We start from the raw sequence: 14,508 nt of genomic DNA, 5'->3' as shown, positions 1-14,508 counted from the left end.
AGTTGTTTTATTGAAACTAGGCAGACATATGCCTGATTTGGCACTTTACATGCCCGGTTTACGTGGCCTGTAGACGTGCCAAACAACGTACCCCGTACCTACGGTAGGAGTACCAATATTTGCACGGTTTGGGCCAATGAAATGGCTTAGCGTCGCAATGATTCCAAGAACGATGGTGACGCTGCTGCCAAGTCACCAACTGATACCAGTACACCTTGACGGTTTGCTTTGGATTTGAGCTTGTAGTACTTGGTTAGCACTATCTCAGAAGCAGCATAAAATGCGTGATCACCATCAGGTGTTGGTGGCAATGAACTGGTTACAACGGTCTTGATTAGTTGCGAAGGTTGGTGGATGGTGATGTAGTTCAAATTAGTATTCCTTATTTTATGGTTGTATCCTCTGACTTGTGGTTAAAGTACTTGGATTGAATGATGGTTAGATGCTTTCTTCGCGTCTGCTTTACGTAGGTTGTTCGTGATAGTACTGATCATCACGTTTACCATGTGAGTTGGATTAGTGTTGCCAGTTCGTGCCATCAGTGCTTCCAACTGTTTTACAGATGCTGGATTAAGGAACACCTTCATTACAAACTCTCATTGAACATTACGCGGTCATGCACGTACTTATTGATTGAAACACCGGATGCCGCAGCAGCATTCTCGATTGCAGCGAAGTGAGTGGTACTAAATGCAATCTTCACAGGAATCATTGGTTCTTTATTTGCCCTGAATTTAATTCCACGACAGGTTGATCCACAGACTTCAGCGTGGCTACGATAGCCGGCTAGTGATTTGTTACAGACAGTGCATTGCTTTTCTACAGGCATGAAAAATCGCTCCATTTTATAGTTGGTGAGAAAGAGTTTGGGTTTGTGTTGTGTTACGACAATAAAAAAGCCGTAACCTGTAAAGATTACGACTTTAGAATTTTGCGGAGAAGAAATAACAAGTTACTGACAATACAGAAGGAAGGGCTGAGTTTCAGTAATGAGCAGGGAGGGAGCTGCGGATCGCAGTATTACTTCTTCTCCTATATGTGCAATTATACACTTAAAAGTTTGAATAAGTCAATACCGTTGAGCATTTGTCAACAACTTTTCATTAACTAATTTTCAAATTCAAAGTTTAGGTGTCGGATTGCTTCGGCCATTGCTTTGATAGGGATGCGGCTACCGTAAACACCGAATGTGACGGCAGAGTCTTCGTGACCAGCGATACGCTTGATCAGGGAATCTTGTACGCCAGCCTCCCTTAGGTCATCGATCATTGTGTGACGGAAACTGTGAAAGGTTTTCTTGGGGTCGTTGATACCCATTTTGGTCCGATACCGACTAAACCATTTCGACGGTGCATGACCTAGCTTGCCGCGAACAGGTTCCAGCTCTGGAAAAAGTCGATCTGAGTTTTGATTTCGCTGATTGTTCACATAATCGAGCAGTCCCAACTGAATCAACGCAGGATGGATTGGTAACGTCCGGCGACTGCTGCTGTTCTTGAGTTTCTGAGATTCGTGACCATCGTCGATTTTTATACAATTGATTCCTTGCAACGTGATGAAGTCAACAACGTGCAACTGGCAAAGCTCTTCCAATCGGGCGCCGGTGAGCCTTCCCAGCAAGGGTAGCCAGTACCGCCATGGATGTTTGCGGGCTTCTGCCTTCAGCGCATCCAGATTGAGTAGGGTTGTCAGGTCTGCTGATTCAAACGACAGTCGTGCTTCCTTCGCTGATCCCACCATGACCTTGAGTCCCATCAATGGATTGTCGGCAACGTAACCATTCGACTTGCACCAATTCATGAATGCCGAGAGCTTGCGTAGACGGTTGTTCACAGTCACGGCGGTGATGGTTTTGTACGTCCCGCCGGAGTCGATCACCTGTATCAACGTCTTGCCCTTGAACTGAGGCAACAGTGCAAAGTATTGAGGGCATCGGCTGAGGCGATCTTTCAACAGTCGAGCTTGGTGCACGTCGAAAGCTTCGGCGGGCATGTCGCCCATCAGTTCGAACAAATCTCGTAACGAGCGTTCGACTTCGTGCGTGCTGACTTCTCGCCACGTGCCACCACGTTTGCCCTCATCTATATAGAGCTTCGACAGGGTAGACAGAGCCGGACCATTAGCGACTGATTTTGCAGGCTTAGCTATGGGTTGGTATGAGCGATGCGTTGAAGGTGGAGCAGGGCATTTATCTCGCCATTCAGTACAGAGTCTACGCAACGTCAGGATGTCTGCTAGAGGATGCTCGGAAAGGTGTTCATGTATCTGCTGAGCAAGGGAGGCAGCGAGGAACAAGGCGCTCTGACGTTCTCGAATGTTCAAGCACACGCGCAACGTGTGACGGTTCGGGAACAGGTGCTTGGGCAATCGAAGGTTTAGGTAATAGCCTGATTGGCGGCGAACAATATAGGTCATAGTGGAACACCAGAGTGGAACAGCAAAGTGGAACAATGCTGACTGCACCCCGAGTTTTTGCTGACTGTGATCACCTTGAACACAGGAGGTAGGAGCAACCCTATAATGCTACAACCCTTGATATAGAAGCTTCGCAACGATACCCGAGCATGCTTGCATGCGACATGGTCAGAGCCGGAAGGCAGCAGCCACAGCGGGAACATTGTGTGCCGGGGTGTGGCTGGTGGGGTTGCCTCCATAACGCTCCTCCTTGCAGTCCCCTTCGATTCAAATCCAAATCACCTGTTTTCAGTCAACTGCCGATGTTTTATTGCGCGGTCGATGATGGTTGTTTCACAACTTTCCAACACCCCTCTGGACAACCCCAAACCGCCTTGTTAGTTTCCGCCGGCCACTTGTTACAGAGTATGACGAGGGCGCCGACTTGATATTGAAGTGCCATCACTTCTTTAACTAACAAGGATGTCTGTGATGAAAAGCCTGCAAGGGTTACCCCGTCTTATCAGTGCTTCGGTAGGTGCGCCGGGTAAAGCCCGCAACTTGCCCGCCGATGTGCAGTGCATCCAGTATTTATTCAATCTGATCATTCCCAAGATGGGTTTCCCGCTGGCCGAAAACGGCAAGTGCGATGGCCAGTTGGTGCAGTGCATCAGCCAATACCAGTTTCGCCACCTCAAGTATGCCCATCCCGATGGTGTGGTCGACCCCACCGGTCGTACGTTCAACAGCCTGATCGAAGAAGCGGTGAAGGTGCCGGTGAAGGCCTTTCCGACGATGCGCATCCCGAGTTTTCTCAATGCATTCGGCAACAACCAGGGCGATGCGGTGCAGGCCACGGTCAATGTGTACCTGGACCGCATGCGCGCGATGATCGAGGCCGAGCGGCGTAACCGGCAATTGATGCTCCAGGCCACGTGCGACGGGGGCATGACCCTCAGTGAAACGGATTTCCAGAATGCTGCCACGCAGTTGGGCAGCGGTATTTCGGTGAATATCATCAAGGCCTTCGCCACCGTGGAATCAGGTGGGCGTTCCGGGTTCGGGCCGGCCAAGTTGCCGGTGATCGCGTTTGAAGGGCACTTGTTTCGCAAGTACACCAAGCACATCTACGACCAGGCGCACCCGCTGCTGTCCTACCCCTACAAGAAAAAGGCCGGGCCGCAGTGGCAGGCCAATAACAAGGACCAGGCCAAGGCTTGGGAAACCATGGCCACCGCTTTTGGCCTGGACCAGGAAGCGGCCCTCATGTCGGCGTCGTGGGGCATGTTCCAGATCATGGGCTTTAACTTTGCCTCGTGCGGCTACAAGACGGTGTTTGAGTTTTCGGCAGCACTAAAGGTGAATGCCGGTAACCAACTAAAAGCCTTCCTCGGTTTTTGCAGCAAGAGCCCGGCATTGATGAAGGCCATGAAAGCCAAGGATTTTACCGGCATGGCACGTAACTATAACGGCGAGGACTACGGCAACTACGACGTCCTTATGCAAAAAGCCTACGAAAAACTTGAAGGGAAAAAATAGGATGATCCGTTTTCTAGCGATAGGTGTGTTGTCGTTGTGCGCCGTGGGCCCTGCCTTGGCCGGTTCGGCCGCGTTGCATTCGGGCAAGTACGAAGGGCTGATGCTGGCGGTGACGCCGGAGCATCAGGTCGAAGGGTTCTATTCGGAAACCATGGGCGAGGGCGTCACCCGCCGTTGCGCGTTTTACCTGCAAGGCAAGCCTGAGGCGCTCACCACGTGGCTTGACGAGGCTCATCCCGGCAGCCTGGCGCCTTCGTCCGATGGCGTGACCCTGACGGTGGAAGAGGGCCGCCAGCACCCCGGCTGCCTGAATGTGCTGATGCCGGAGATTGCCACCGGCCTGGACCTGACCCAGACCGCCAGCAAACAATGGATCGGCCTGGTGACGGTGTCTGCCGACAAGGCTTACCTGCTCAAGGCCCCAGGCGCCAAGGCCGCCAAGCGTCCGTATATCGTCAAGCGCGATGTGGTCGGTGTGCTGGCCTTCAAGGACGGTTGGGCCCAGGTCGAGTTCATCAATGACGACGACCGCTCGTTCAGTGGCTGGATCAGCCAGGATCAATACAGTCGACTGGTCGCGCCCAACTGAGTCATCCCAATCGCCGCAGTGTGCCGGGCACGCTGCGGCGTTTTTGTGCCTGGGGTTCAGGCCTTGCCGCGGTTGAACAGCTTGCGAATCACTGCGAGCAGCGCCACTACGCCGATCACCAGGAACTTCTTCGCAGCCAGCAGGAAGATACCGATCTTGGCAAATAGCCCGGCCTTGGCGGCGATCCCACCGGCAACCAGCGCGGCGAGGCCGTAAGTGGCAAGCTTGTCGGTTTTCGGGTTGAAGTCGGTATAGAGGTTGCCGTCGGTGAAGTTGGTAAAGGCCAGCACCTTAGGCAATTCCTGTTGGATGGTGGCCAGGTCGGCCATGGCGGCCACAGCGTTGAGTTCCAGTACGCCTTCACGGCCCAACACGCGGATGCTGTAGTTGAGGGTGTTCTGGTCGGCGTCGTCAGCCTTCAGTTCGCGGGCCCAATACATCTTGTGGGTGGTGTCGTCGTAGCGCGGTGGCTCGGCCCAGCCCAGCAGATGCAGGCCGGCGTAGCCTTGTTTCTGGCGTTCCTTGTTCTCTGCTTCGTCTTCTTCCTGCATTTGCTTGAGCAGGTCGGCGTAGTCGATTTTTGCCGCATCTTCGTCGGAGATGTGCCCATCTGCCTTGTAGCTGACGATCACGCCCCAACCGCGTTCCGACAATGGGCTGACGGCTTTGGGCACGATCATGCCCAGGGTCTTGAAGCCCGGCGGGTTGCCCCAGCCATCGGTGAGCAAGCGCTCGGTATCGGCGGGGTCGAGGTAGTAGAACTCGTCGGTGAGCTTGAGGGTGGCGATGCCGCTGGGCAGGGTGACCGTGCCGGTCTTTTGGTTGAGTGACGCCAGAAAGTGCTCGGCTGTTTCGGCGGGGGCACTGGTTTCAATGGGGGCAGGCGAGGCAGCAGCAACGGCAGGCGCGGCAGGCAGGCTCAGAGCGGCCGCCGCCAACAACAGGCGGAAGTAATTCATGGTAGTCCCTTACATTTTGAATTAATTTCGCTGGAGGATAACCGAAACAACATGTTGCGAGTTAGTCAAAAGTCTCCCGCAACAGCTCGGCAAATGCGTCCCTGGCCAGATGCCGCTGGGTGTCCTTGTGCCAGAACAGCAGGTTATCCACCGCCGCCAACTCTTCAAATCGATAAGACGCCAGCTGGTTGGCCTGCTCATAGCGGGCCAGGATCCCCTCCGGCGCCAACGCCACGCCAATCCCCGCGCTGACGCAGCCGATAATCGTGCCCCAGCTGGCATAACTGGCGATGGTCGGCTTGAAGTCATGGGGCTTGACCCAGTTTTCCAGGGCTGCGCGATACGGGCAGCCGGGTGGCCATACCAGCAGGGTGCGGCCGGCGAGGTCCTCGGCGCCACTGATGGGGGCGCTGGACGCGCTGGCGATCAGCACCAGGCGTTCGCTGTAGACCACGCTGTGTTCGAGCTTGGTGCGTTTGTTGCCGGCGGCCACCAGCGCCACGTCCAGGCGGTGGTGTTGCAGGTCGTCGAGCAACGGGCCCCAGGCGCCGGTCACCAGTTCCAGGCTGACATCGGGGTAGCGCCGGTGATACTCCGCCAGCAGGGGCGGCAAGCGCCCGCTGGCGCTGGACTCCACCGCGCCGATACGCAAGGTGCCACGGGGAATCGCATTGGCGTCCACGGCGCGTTTGGACTCATCCACCAGCGCCAGGATGCGCTCGCAGTAATCCAGGAAAATCTCACCGGCGGCACTGATGGCCAGTCCACGTCCGGCGCGGATGAATAGCGGTGTGCCCAGCTCGCCTTCCAGCTGCTTGATGCGCGTGGTGATGTTGGACGGCACGCAATGCAGCAGCACGGCCGCCTGGGCCACGCTGCCGGTTTGTGCCACGGCTCGCACCATTTTCAGTTGGGCCAGTTCCATTGCTCAGTTCCAGTGATTGCAGAAGTCAGAAACGGTTAATTGTCCTGCGCCTTGCCCGGGCCAAGACTGACGGCACTCCTTCCCGGTTTCTGGACGCCATCGATGAATACCCCTTCACCTGTAAAGCTTACGCTAGTCATCGCCAGCGTCATCCTGTGTTGGGCCTATTCGCCGATTGGCGTGCACATGGGGCTGCACAGCTACAGTCCCGGCCAATTGGCGTTGCTAAGGTTTTTGATTGCCTCGCTGTTCATGGGCGGTGTGGCACTGGTGATGGGCATCGGCCGGCCGCGCCTGCGGGATGTTCCGTGGTTGCTGGTGCTGGGGTTCTTCGGCGTGTTCCTGCATCACACTGCGATCAATTACGGACAGCAATGGGTAACGGCAGCGGCGTCCAGCGTCCTGGCGCAGTCGGCGCCGTTGTTCAGTGTGCTGGTCGCGTTTTTCTGTCTGAAGGAACGGGTCAGTGCCTGGCGCTGGGGCTGCGTCTTGCTGGGGCTGCTCGGCGTGCTGGTGGTGATCTGGGGGGATCAGGGGCTGGGTGAGATCGACCCGCGTGGCTTGTTGATCCTGCTGGCGGCGGTGTCGTGGAGCGTGTACTTCGCCCTGCAGAAACACTATGCCCACCGCTACAGTCCGCTGACCATGGCGTGCTACATGGTGTGGGCGGGCACCCTGATGCTGTGTGTGAACCTGCCGGGCCTGCCGGCTGCAGTGGTGCAGGCGCCGTTGGCAGAGAACGTGGCGGTGCTGGTGCTCGGGATTTTCCCCAGCGCCTTGGCGTATCTGGCCTGGGGGTATGTGTTGAAGCATGTGGAGGTCAGCCGCGCGTCGGTGGCGATGTACCTGATCCCGCCGGTGGCGATGGTGATGGCCGCGACGTTGCTGGGCGAGCACATTGCCGTGCAGGTGATGCTGGGCGCTGTGATCGTGCTGGCCAGCGTGGCGGCCATCAGCCTGGAGGGGCGCTGGCGGTCAGTCGTTCAGGCTAAACGCGCGCAAGCGGTGGCCATCGAGGTCCTGGGCGACGAAGGTGTAGCCGAAGTCCATGGGCGTCGGTGACTGGACAATGATGGCGCCCCGTTCTGCCCATTGGTCGTGCAACGCGTCCACGGCGGCCATGTCGGGCAGCGAGAAGCCCACTTCACCGCCACCGCCTGTGAACCGGGCTGCCGGCTCTACGGTATGACGCGACCACAGCCCGAGCTTTACCCCATTGTCCAGAATGAACAGGGCAAAGGTCGGGTTCAATTCGACCGGCGGCTTGCCCAGCAGGCGGCTATAGAAATGGGCACTGGTGGCCGGGCTGTCGACGTACAGCAGGAAGTAATGGGCGAGGGTGTTCATGTGGGCTCCTTGAGAACGGGCGTGGTGTGGCGCCGAGTCTATAAGGAGTGCCTGTCAGTTTTTGTCAGGAGCGTGCAGGGGGACCGGGTCTTCGCCAGTGTATAGCTTGATGATGTCGTCGATTTCGCCGGACATTTTCATCCGCAGCAGAGTGCGCAGGATCTTTTGGGCCGGCACGTCGGGATCGTTGCGCACGATGCAGCCGAGGTTTTGCTCCTCAATCAGCGCAACTTTGTGCAAGCGCTGGCTGATTGGCATTTTCTGGTTGAAACGGTCGACGATCCATTCATTGCTCACTGCGTAGTTGAATCGCCCCGCCACCAGCTTGTGCAGCACCTGTTCTTCGCTGCGGGCGTCGTCGCGGGTGAGTTGGCCGTTGGCAAACAGTGGGTCGAGGGCGCCATAGCGATAGTTGAGCACCGTGCCGATCGGCTGGGGTGTCAGCTTGAGCACCTGCACCGGCTGGTTGCGCACACTGACCAGCACATTGCGCTGCACCATTAAAGGCAAGCTCCAGATGTAGTCGCCGGACAGGTTGTCGACCCACGCCTGGGTGACATAACAGCGCACATCAATATCCCCGTGACCCATGGCTGTGGCGATACGGGCGCGGGCCAGCACGTGGAATTCCGCCGGCTGGCCAACCTGGGTGGCCAGGCTCAACATCAAATCATACAAAATCCCCTGTGTAGGCCGGCCGTTCTCCACCTGCACCATGGGCATCGCCCAACTGTCGGAAACCGAGAAACGCAGCGGTGCAGGCGCCGCCAGGCAAGCCGTGGTCATCATCCATAAAGCGCCCAGGACTACGCGCATACACTCTCCGGGTTCAGGCCTTTTCGGGGCCAGTCAGCAGAGCTTAGTCAGATTAGGCGAGCGTGCCGGATGCAATTTCCCCCTTGCTCCGCTAGCATTACCCGCTTCCGCTTCCCAGTTGCGACGGTTTTCGATGAGTTATCAGGTTCTTGCACGTAAATGGCGTCCGCGCTCGTTCCGCGAAATGGTCGGCCAGACCCATGTGCTCAAGGCTCTGATCAATGCCTTGGACAGCCAGCGGCTGCACCACGCCTATCTGTTCACCGGTACCCGTGGAGTGGGCAAGACCACCATTGCGCGCATCATCGCCAAATGCCTGAACTGTGAAACCGGTATCACTTCGACGCCCTGCGGCACCTGCTCGGTGTGCCGCGAGATCGACGAAGGGCGTTTCGTCGACCTGATCGAGATCGACGCCGCGAGCCGCACCAAGGTCGAAGACACCCGCGAGCTGCTCGACAATGTGCAGTACGCGCCCAGCCGTGGCCGCTTCAAGGTCTACCTGATCGACGAAGTGCACATGCTTTCCAGCCATTCCTTCAACGCCTTGTTGAAAACCCTGGAAGAGCCGCCGCCCTACGTCAAATTCATCCTGGCCACCACCGACCCGCAGAAACTGCCTGCAACGATCCTGTCGCGGTGCCTGCAGTTCTCCCTGAAGAACATGACCCCCGAGCGCGTGGTGGAGCATTTGACCCACGTGCTGGGTGTCGAGAACGTACCGTTCGAAGACGACGCACTGTGGCTGCTGGGCCGCGCCGCCGATGGCTCGATGCGCGATGCCATGAGCCTCACCGACCAGGCCATTGCCTTTGGTGAAGGCAAGGTCATGGCCGCCGATGTGCGCGCCATGCTCGGCACCCTGGACCACGGCCAGGTGTTCGACGTGCTGCACGCGCTGATCGAGGGCGATGCCAAGGCGTTGCTCGAAGCCGTGCGCCACCTCTCGGAGCAAGGCCCGGACTGGAACGGCGTGCTCTCGGAAATCCTCAATGTGCTGCACCGCGTTGCCATCGCCCAGGCATTGCCGGAAGGTGTCGACAACGGCCATGGCGACCGCGACCGCGTGTTGGCCCTGGCCCAGGCGTTGCCGGCCGAAGACGTGCAGTTCTACTACCAGATGGGCCTGATCGGTCGTCGCGACCTGCCTTTGGCGCCCGATCCGCGCGGAGGCTTCGAGATGGTCCTGCTGCGGATGCTGGCCTTCCGGCCGGCGGATTCGGCAGACGCACCGAGACAGCCGCTAAAGCCAGTGGGGATCAGCCAGGCCACAGTTGATTCCGTCAAACCAGTGGCTGGCGCGGCGGTGGTCGCGCCAGTGGTTGCTGCCCCTGTTGCGCCGGCGCCTGAGCCGGCACCGGTAGTGGCGGCAGCGGTGGTTGAGCCGGAACCGGTTGTCGAGCCCGAGCCTGTGGTCGACCTGCCCTGGAGTGACCCGGTAGACGCTGAGGTCGAGGTCGAACAGCAGCCCTATGTCGAGCCTGTCCTGGAAACCGTCGGTGAGCAGCCCGAGCTGACGCCGATGCCTGCGCCGACGCCGGACAGCGTGGTACCGGCCGCCCCCGAGTGGGTGTCGGCCCCGGTTCCCGAGCCGACTGTGGCCCAGGTCGAAGCCGCAACCCCGGGCATCGACCTCGACGACGAACCGCCGCTGGACGAAGACTACATCGAGCCGGACATGGATTCGGCCTACAGCTACCTGGACGACCTGGCCAGCGAGCACACCGCCGAGCCGGCCCCGGAACCCGAGGTGGAGCCCGCTGCGGCACCGGCCACCGGCCTGGCCCTGCAATGGCTGGAGCTGTTCCCGAAACTGCCGATTTCCGGCATGACCGGCAGCATCGCCGCCAACTGCACCCTGATCGCCATCGACGGCGACCACTGGCTGTTGCACCTGGACCCGGCCCACAGCGCCCTGTTCAACGCGACCCAACAGCGGCGCCTCAACGATGCCCTGAACCAGTACCATGGGCGCACGCTGACCATCGCCATCGAGTTGATCAAGCCCGAGCAGGAAACCCCGGCCCAGGCCGCGACCCGCCGGCGTATCAACCGCCAGCGCGAGGCTGAGGACTCGATCCACGGCGATCCGCTCATCCAGCAAATGATGCAGCAGTTCGGTGCGGTCGTTCGCCAAGATACAATTGAACCTGTCGAAGCCCCGGTGCCCCAGTCATCCTGACACCGGGCTATTCATTGATCCACGTACTTTTGAGGTGATTCCCATGATGAAAGGTGGCATGGCCGGCCTGATGAAGCAGGCGCAGCAGATGCAGGAAAAGATGGCCAAGATGCAGGAAGAGCTGGCCAACGCCGAAGTCACCGGTAAAGCCGGTGGCGATATGGTCAGCGTGGTGATGACCGGTCGTCACGACATCAAGCGCGTGAGCATCGACCCAAGCGTATTGCCAGGCGTGGGCGAAGATGACCTGGAAATGCTCGAGGCGTTGTTCGCCGCGGCCGTCAACGACGCCGTGCGCAAGATCGAAGCCAACAGCCAGGACAAAATGTCCGGCGTGACTGCCGGCATGCAACTGCCACCGGGCATGAAGCTGCCGTTCTGATCGCCAGGCTTTAGCTAGACTCCAATGCCAGGCCTTGTGCCTGGCATTTTTGTTTGTGCCAATCCAATCGAACCCTGGCGCGGCACCCATGGTCTGCACCCTATACCGATAGATTCGATCAAGGAGCCCCTTCATGCCTCACGAACCGACATTGAACCAGCGCATTGTCCTGGTCTCACGCCCTCAAGGCGCACCCACGCCGGAAAACTTCCGCCTGGAACGGGTGACCTTGCCGGAATTGGCAGACGGCCAGGTCCTGCTGAAGACGCTCTACCTCTCCCTCGACCCTTATATGCGCGGGCGCATGAGCGACGCACCGTCCTACGCCGCACCGGTGGAAATCGACGAGGTGATGACCGGCGGGGCTGTCAGCCGTGTCGAGCAATCGCGTAATCCGAAATTCGAGGTGGGTGATCTGGTCGTCGGCGCCACCGGTTGGCAGAGCCACAGCATTTCCGACGGCCGCAACCTGATCCCGGTGCCCAATGGCCTGGCCAGCCCGTCCATGGCCCTGGGGGTGCTGGGCATGCCGGGCATGACCGCCTACATGGGCCTGATGGACATCGGCCAGCCGAAAGCCGGAGAAACCCTGGTGGTGGCGGCTGCCTCCGGCGCGGTGGGTTCGGTGGTCGGCCAGGTGGCCATGCTCAAGGGCCTGCGTGTGGTCGGGATTGCGGGCGGTGCCGAGAAGTGCCGCTACGTGGTGGACGAATTGGGTTTTGATGCCTGCATCGACCACAAGAGCGCAACCTTTGCCGACGACTTGGCCCAGGCCTGCTTCAAGGGCGTGGACATTTATTTCGAAAACGTCGGTGGCAAGGTGTTCGACGCCGTGCTGCCGTTGCTCAACCCCAAGGCGCGCATCCCCCTGTGCGGGCTGATCGCCGGCTATAACGCCCATGAAGCGCCCAGCGGGCCTGACCGCTTGCCGGCGCTGCAACGCACGTTGTTGACCAAGCGTGTACGGATCCAGGGCTTTATCGTGTTTGACGACTACGGTGATCGCCAGCCGGAGTTCCTCAGCGCCATGGCGCCGTGGGTACGCGACGGCAAGATCAAGTTCCGCGAAGACGTGGTCGAGGGCCTGGAGCAGGCGCCCGAAGCCTTTATCGGTTTGCTGGAAGGGCGCAACTTCGGCAAGTTGGTGGTACGGGTCGCGCAGGATTGAGCATTTGACGCTAATCCGAGGCGCGGGTATAAACCGCGTCTCGTTGTTTTGTCGGACCACTCGCCCATGAGCTTCAGCCCCCTGATTCGCCAACTGATCGATGCCCTGCGCACGTTGCCGGGTGTCGGCCAGAAAACCGCCCAACGCATGGCGCTGCAACTGCTGGAGCGTGATCGCAGCGGCGGTACCCGGTTGGCCCAGGCTTTGAGCCAGGCCATGACCGGGGTGGGCCACTGCCGCCAGTGCCGGACCCTCACCGAAGAAGAACTCTGCCCGCAATGCGCCGACCCGCGCCGCGATGACACGCTGCTGTGCGTGGTGGAAGGGCCGATGGATGTGTATGCGGTGGAGCAGACCGGTTATCGCGGGCGCTACTTCGTGCTCAAGGGCCATCTCTCGCCGCTCGATGGCCTGGGGCCGGAGGCCATCGGCATTCCGCAGCTGGTGGCGCGTATCGAGGAGCAGGGCACCTTTACCGAGGTGATCCTGGCCACCAACCCGACCGTAGAAGGTGAAGCCACCGCGCATTACATCGCCCAACTGCTGAGCAACAAAGGCCTGGTCACTTCGCGTATCGCCCATGGCGTGCCGCTGGGTGGCGAATTGGAGTTGGTGGACGGCGGCACGTTGGCGCATTCGTTCGCCGGTCGTAAACCGATCGCGCTCTGACGATCAGCGCAGGATCAAATGTGGGAGGGGCAGTGCGGCGAATCCACTTGCCCCTGATAACGTCAGTCCGCGCAGCCGTTACCGCTCGGTGAGGGCAAAGCGGGTCAGGCAAAACGTCGGGATGCCCATGTCTTCCAGGCGTTGCGAGCCGCCCAGTTCCGGCAGGTCAATGATCGCCGCCGCTTCAAAGATCTTCGCCCCCATGCGTCGCACCAGGTTGGCCGCCGCGATCAGGGTACCGCCCGTGGCGATCAGGTCATCGAACATCAGCACCGAATCACCTTCGCACAGGCTGTCGGCATGCACTTCGAGGAAGGCCTCGCCGTATTCGGTCTGGTAACCCTCGGACAGCACGTCAGCCGGCAGCTTGCCCTGCTTGCGGAACAGGATCAGCGGCTTGTTCAGTTGGTAGGCGATGATCGAGCCGATCAGGAAGCCGCGCGCATCCATCGCGCCGATATGGCTGAAATCGGCTTCGACATAGCGATGGGCAAAGGAGTCAGCCACCAGGCGCAGGGCCTTGGGCGATTGGAACAGCGGTGTGATGTCACGAAAGATCACCCCAGGCTTGGGGAAGTCGATGACGGGGCGGATCAGGGATTTGATGTCGAACGAATCGAAAGTCATCGTCGAAGAGTCCTGGGCGGAAAACGGACTCGAAGTATACCTGCGGCCTCACCGATTGGCGCGGCCGCACGCGTCTGCATCAGCCTTCCAAGGAACCACCGGCGAGTGCGCACAGCTGGATCGGGTCGAGGATGTGCACTTCCTTGCCTTCGGCGGCCAGCAGTTCGCTCTGCTGGAAGCGGGTAAACACACGGGATACGGTTTCCACCGCCAGGCCCAGGTAATTGCCGATTTCGTTGCGCGACATGCTCAGGCGGAACTGGTTGGCCGAGAAACCACGGGCACGGAACCGCGCCGACAGGTTGACCAGGAAGGTGGCGATGCGCTCGTCGGCGGTTTTCTTCGACAACAGCAGCATCATCTGTTGGTCGTCACGAATCTCGCGGCTCATCACGCGCATCAATTGACGGCGCAGTTGTGGCAATTGCAGGGCCAGTTCGTCCAGGCGCTCGAAGGGGATTTCGCACACTGAGGTGGTTTCCAGGGCCTGGGCCGACACCGGGTGAATCTCGGTGTCCATGCCCGACAACCCGACCAGCTCGCTGGGCAGGTGGAAACCGGTGATCTGCTCTTCGCCGCTGTCGCTCAAGCTGAAGGTCTTCAGCGCGCCCGAACGTACTGCATAGACGGAATCGAACTTGTCCCCCTGGCGAAACAGAAACTCGCCTTTCTTGAGCGGGCGACCGCGTTTAACGATTTCGTCCAGCGCATCCATGTCTTCCAGATTCAACGAAAGTGGCAAGCAGAGGGGGGCCAGGCTGCAATCCTTGCAGTGAGCCTGGCTGTGAGCGCGCAGTTTGACTGGCTCGGACATTTCTTAAATCCTTGTGGGAAAACACACATAAGACGTAAGGGTACCGCACTGGTGGGCAGTGAAGCCAGCCTGTACAAAAAACAGGCAACGGTATAAA

At 59.1% G+C, this 14,508-nt stretch carries 15 protein-coding genes; 7 read left to right on the top strand and 8 right to left on the bottom strand.

What is annotated here, in order from left to right:
* Positions 1 to 146: 146 nt before the first annotated feature.
* Complete coding sequence (locus BLQ09_RS30900; RefSeq protein WP_139202097.1) at positions 147 to 371, bottom strand: hypothetical protein; 225 nt, start codon at positions 369 to 371, stop codon at positions 147 to 149.
* A gap of 736 nt (positions 372 to 1,107) precedes the next feature.
* Complete coding sequence (locus BLQ09_RS03545; protein ID WP_092355357.1) at positions 1,108 to 2,415, bottom strand: site-specific integrase; 1,308 nt, start codon at positions 2,413 to 2,415, stop codon at positions 1,108 to 1,110.
* Between the two features lie 471 nt (positions 2,416 to 2,886).
* On the opposite strand from BLQ09_RS03545, the gene BLQ09_RS03540 reads away from it, so the two are divergent.
* Entirely contained in the window at positions 2,887 to 3,933 is a 1,047-nt protein-coding gene (locus tag BLQ09_RS03540; protein ID WP_027603711.1) for an N-acetylmuramidase family protein, read from the top strand.
* 1 nt (position 3,934) lies between these two features.
* Positions 3,935 to 4,522, top strand: a complete 588-nt coding sequence (locus BLQ09_RS03535; protein WP_092355355.1) for a hypothetical protein — start codon at positions 3,935 to 3,937, stop codon at positions 4,520 to 4,522.
* Between the two features lie 56 nt (positions 4,523 to 4,578).
* Here the strand turns inward: BLQ09_RS03535 and BLQ09_RS03530 are convergent, their stop codons facing one another.
* Together BLQ09_RS03530 and BLQ09_RS03525 are read right to left on the bottom strand one after the other, a co-directional pair.
* Positions 4,579 to 5,481, bottom strand: coding sequence for a DUF2167 domain-containing protein (locus BLQ09_RS03530; protein ID WP_092355352.1), 903 nt, complete (start codon positions 5,479 to 5,481; stop codon positions 4,579 to 4,581).
* A gap of 61 nt (positions 5,482 to 5,542) precedes the next feature.
* On the bottom strand, positions 5,543 to 6,406 hold the full coding sequence (locus BLQ09_RS03525; protein WP_027603714.1) for a LysR family transcriptional regulator: 864 nt from the start codon (positions 6,404 to 6,406) through the stop codon (positions 5,543 to 5,545).
* A gap of 102 nt (positions 6,407 to 6,508) precedes the next feature.
* Here BLQ09_RS03525 and BLQ09_RS03520 point away from each other — a divergent pair, with 102 nt between their 5' ends.
* Complete coding sequence (locus tag BLQ09_RS03520) at positions 6,509 to 7,468, top strand: DMT family transporter (protein WP_092355349.1); 960 nt, start codon at positions 6,509 to 6,511, stop codon at positions 7,466 to 7,468.
* Here BLQ09_RS03520 and BLQ09_RS03515 read toward each other — a convergent pair.
* Positions 7,382 to 7,753: a VOC family protein gene (locus tag BLQ09_RS03515; RefSeq protein WP_027603716.1), complete on the bottom strand. Its 372-nt coding sequence runs from the start codon at positions 7,751 to 7,753 to the stop codon at positions 7,382 to 7,384. The two genes, BLQ09_RS03520 and BLQ09_RS03515, sit on opposite strands and share 87 nt — an antisense overlap.
* Before the next feature lie 54 nt (positions 7,754 to 7,807).
* Positions 7,808 to 8,569, bottom strand: coding sequence for a substrate-binding periplasmic protein (locus BLQ09_RS03510; protein ID WP_027603717.1), 762 nt, complete (start codon positions 8,567 to 8,569; stop codon positions 7,808 to 7,810).
* A 133-nt stretch (positions 8,570 to 8,702) separates the two neighbouring features.
* Between BLQ09_RS03510 and dnaX the strand changes: the two genes are divergently transcribed.
* From dnaX to recR, 4 genes are all read left to right on the top strand, one after another.
* Complete coding sequence (gene dnaX, locus BLQ09_RS03505; RefSeq protein ID WP_092355346.1) at positions 8,703 to 10,751, top strand: DNA polymerase III subunit gamma/tau; 2,049 nt, start codon at positions 8,703 to 8,705, stop codon at positions 10,749 to 10,751.
* Positions 10,752 to 10,794: 43 nt separating this feature from the next.
* Entirely contained in the window at positions 10,795 to 11,133 is a 339-nt protein-coding gene (locus tag BLQ09_RS03500; protein WP_003193199.1) for a YbaB/EbfC family nucleoid-associated protein, read from the top strand.
* Positions 11,134 to 11,266: 133 nt separating this feature from the next.
* Positions 11,267 to 12,301 carry an NADP-dependent oxidoreductase gene (locus BLQ09_RS03495; protein WP_027603719.1) on the top strand — a complete coding sequence of 345 codons (1,035 nt, stop codon included), beginning with the start codon at positions 11,267 to 11,269 and terminating at the stop codon, positions 12,299 to 12,301.
* Positions 12,302 to 12,367: 66 nt separating this feature from the next.
* The gene (gene recR / locus BLQ09_RS03490) at positions 12,368 to 12,970 is read left to right on the top strand and encodes a recombination mediator RecR (protein WP_027603720.1); all 603 of its coding nucleotides are present in this window, start codon (positions 12,368 to 12,370) and stop codon (positions 12,968 to 12,970) included.
* Between the two features lie 78 nt (positions 12,971 to 13,048).
* Here the strand turns inward: recR and BLQ09_RS03485 are convergent, their stop codons facing one another.
* Together BLQ09_RS03485 and fnr are read right to left on the bottom strand one after the other, a co-directional pair.
* A complete protein-coding gene (locus tag BLQ09_RS03485; RefSeq protein ID WP_092355343.1) occupies positions 13,049 to 13,597 on the bottom strand; it encodes an adenine phosphoribosyltransferase in 549 nt (182 codons plus the stop codon).
* Positions 13,598 to 13,676: 79 nt separating this feature from the next.
* Positions 13,677 to 14,411 (bottom strand): fumarate/nitrate reduction transcriptional regulator Fnr, encoded by a 735-nt coding sequence (fnr, locus tag BLQ09_RS03480; RefSeq protein ID WP_027603722.1) that lies wholly within the window; start codon positions 14,409 to 14,411, stop codon positions 13,677 to 13,679.
* Between the last annotated feature and the right edge of the window lie 97 nt (positions 14,412 to 14,508).

This window comes from Pseudomonas sp. NFACC25 (assembly GCF_900100935.1).
Classification (GTDB): domain Bacteria; phylum Pseudomonadota; class Gammaproteobacteria; order Pseudomonadales; family Pseudomonadaceae; genus Aquipseudomonas; species Aquipseudomonas marginalis.
This window is presented reverse-complemented; position numbering and strand designations above follow the sequence as displayed.

What these genes read in the sequence shown, in the direction of transcription:
- BLQ09_RS03515 (WP_027603716.1), bottom strand. Translation starts at nt 7,753, where the DNA reads ATGAACACCCTCGCCCATTACTTCCTGCTGTACGTCGACAGCCCGGCC.
- dnaX (WP_092355346.1), top strand. Translation starts at nt 8,703, where the DNA reads ATGAGTTATCAGGTTCTTGCACGTAAATGGCGTCCGCGCTCGTTCCGC.
- BLQ09_RS03495 (WP_027603719.1), top strand. Translation starts at nt 11,267, where the DNA reads ATGCCTCACGAACCGACATTGAACCAGCGCATTGTCCTGGTCTCACGC.
- BLQ09_RS03485 (WP_092355343.1), bottom strand. Translation starts at nt 13,597, where the DNA reads ATGACTTTCGATTCGTTCGACATCAAATCCCTGATCCGCCCCGTCATC.
- recR (WP_027603720.1), top strand. Translation starts at nt 12,368, where the DNA reads ATGAGCTTCAGCCCCCTGATTCGCCAACTGATCGATGCCCTGCGCACG.
- BLQ09_RS03530 (WP_092355352.1), bottom strand. Translation starts at nt 5,481, where the DNA reads ATGAATTACTTCCGCCTGTTGTTGGCGGCGGCCGCTCTGAGCCTGCCT.
- BLQ09_RS03545 (WP_092355357.1), bottom strand. Translation starts at nt 2,415, where the DNA reads ATGACCTATATTGTTCGCCGCCAATCAGGCTATTACCTAAACCTTCGA.
- BLQ09_RS03510 (WP_027603717.1), bottom strand. Translation starts at nt 8,569, where the DNA reads ATGCGCGTAGTCCTGGGCGCTTTATGGATGATGACCACGGCTTGCCTG.
- BLQ09_RS03540 (WP_027603711.1), top strand. Translation starts at nt 2,887, where the DNA reads ATGAAAAGCCTGCAAGGGTTACCCCGTCTTATCAGTGCTTCGGTAGGT.
- BLQ09_RS03535 (WP_092355355.1), top strand. Translation starts at nt 3,935, where the DNA reads ATGATCCGTTTTCTAGCGATAGGTGTGTTGTCGTTGTGCGCCGTGGGC.
- BLQ09_RS03500 (WP_003193199.1), top strand. Translation starts at nt 10,795, where the DNA reads ATGATGAAAGGTGGCATGGCCGGCCTGATGAAGCAGGCGCAGCAGATG.
- BLQ09_RS03525 (WP_027603714.1), bottom strand. Translation starts at nt 6,406, where the DNA reads ATGGAACTGGCCCAACTGAAAATGGTGCGAGCCGTGGCACAAACCGGC.
- fnr (WP_027603722.1), bottom strand. Translation starts at nt 14,411, where the DNA reads ATGTCCGAGCCAGTCAAACTGCGCGCTCACAGCCAGGCTCACTGCAAG.
- BLQ09_RS03520 (WP_092355349.1), top strand. Translation starts at nt 6,509, where the DNA reads ATGAATACCCCTTCACCTGTAAAGCTTACGCTAGTCATCGCCAGCGTC.